The organism is Fructobacillus evanidus (assembly GCF_963580165.1).
In the GTDB taxonomy this organism is placed as follows: domain Bacteria; phylum Bacillota; class Bacilli; order Lactobacillales; family Lactobacillaceae; genus Fructobacillus; species Fructobacillus evanidus.
Genome location: NZ_CAUZLM010000025.1, coordinates 1 through 1,032, shown reverse-complemented (window position 1 = coordinate 1,032; position 1,032 = coordinate 1). Strand labels below are relative to the sequence as shown.

General features: G+C 40.6%; 1 protein-coding gene. It reads left to right on the top strand.

What is annotated here, in order from left to right; translation table 11 throughout:
• Positions 1–84 precede the first annotated feature (84 nt).
• Positions 85–1,026: an IS30 family transposase gene (locus tag AABI08_RS08390; protein ID WP_421823481.1), complete on the top strand. Its 942-nt coding sequence runs from the start codon at positions 85–87 to the stop codon at positions 1,024–1,026.
• The last annotated feature ends 6 nt before the right edge of the window (positions 1,027–1,032 follow it).

Here is a 1,032-nt window from a genome sequence, read left to right as displayed (position 1 = left end):
GGCAGATTCTATAATTAATTCGAACGATAATTGAAAAACAAAAAACCCAAAGAATTCTTTACAATGGTAGTTGCTAGACAAACCATGAGGAGAAATTCTTTGAGCTATTCAATTTTAACATCTTATGATCGTGGCGCCATCGAAACTTTGAATAATTTTGGGTATTCGCTGCAGAAAATAGCCGATACGCTTGGTTTTTCGAAATCCACGATTCATTATGAACTTCAACGCGTACAACCATACGTCGCTTCTTTGGCCCAGCAAGATGCCGACCATAAGCGCAAACAATGTGGTCGAAAAACAACTTTGTCTCGTTCACAAAAGAATTTGATTGAAAGCTATTTGGCCTTAACGTGGTCACCAGCAATGGTTGCTCATCAATTAAAATTAGCGACTTCGACACTTTACAATTGGCTGAACAATGGACGGATTAATTTTCTTCTGACAGACTTACCCCACCGAAATGCTTCTCAACGACGAAAGAAAGAAACTCGTGGTACCTTCAAAGTCGAACAAACCATTGAAAATCGACCAGATAAGGTTAATCAACGCCAAGAGTTTGGTCATTGGGAAGTGGATACTGTTCTTTCTAGCCGTGGTCAAGATAAGACCTGTTTGGTCACCCTGGTTGAACGGCAAAGTCGGATGCTGTGGGCTATTAAAGTACCTAACCGAACCAAGGGTGCCATGAAATTAGCTTTCAAACGCTTCATGAACCAATTTGGATCAACCGTAAAATCAATCACAGTTGATCATGGAAAAGAGTTCTCGGGCTATCGACATTTACAACAGCAATACGGTATCCAGGTCTATTTCTGCCATGCCTATTCCCCTTGGGAACGAGCGACCAATGAATTATTTAATCGTAAGCTTCGTTATTTCTTCCCAAAGAAAAGTCATTTCAGGGACGTATCGGAGCAGCGATTATATGAGGCGGTTGAACTCATTAACAAGCGGCCCATGAAATTACATCATTATCAAACACCATTGGAAGTTTTTACGGATGCGTTCGAATTAAACTTGTAATCTGCC